The sequence below is a fragment of the Comamonas sp. CMM03 genome (genome assembly GCF_019218715.1).
Taxonomy (GTDB): domain Bacteria; phylum Pseudomonadota; class Gammaproteobacteria; order Burkholderiales; family Burkholderiaceae_C; genus Comamonas; species Comamonas terrigena.
Genome location: NZ_JAHUXB010000022.1, coordinates 1 through 255 on the forward strand (window position 1 = coordinate 1; position 255 = coordinate 255).

Sequence of the window (255 nt, forward strand, 5' to 3'; positions counted from 1 at the left end):
TTCTAGTGATAGTCAGACGGTTAACAAAACGGAATGGAAAGTCCGGCCATAGTGGGTGATAGCCCCGTATGTGAAAACCGACTGGTGGTACTGAGCTAGAGAAAAGTAGGGCGGGGCACGAGAAACCCTGTCTGAATATGGGGGGACCATCCTCCAAGGCTAAATACTCGTAATCGACCGATAGTGAACCAGTACCGTGAGGGAAAGGCGAAAAGAACCCCGGGAGGGGAGTGAAATAGATCCTGAAACCGCATG

The 255-nt window shown here is 51.0% G+C and carries 1 rRNA gene; it reads left to right on the forward strand.

Features of this window, described 5'->3' with window-relative positions:
• Positions 1 to 255, forward strand: a 23S ribosomal RNA gene (locus KW830_RS21595); the annotation flags it as partial.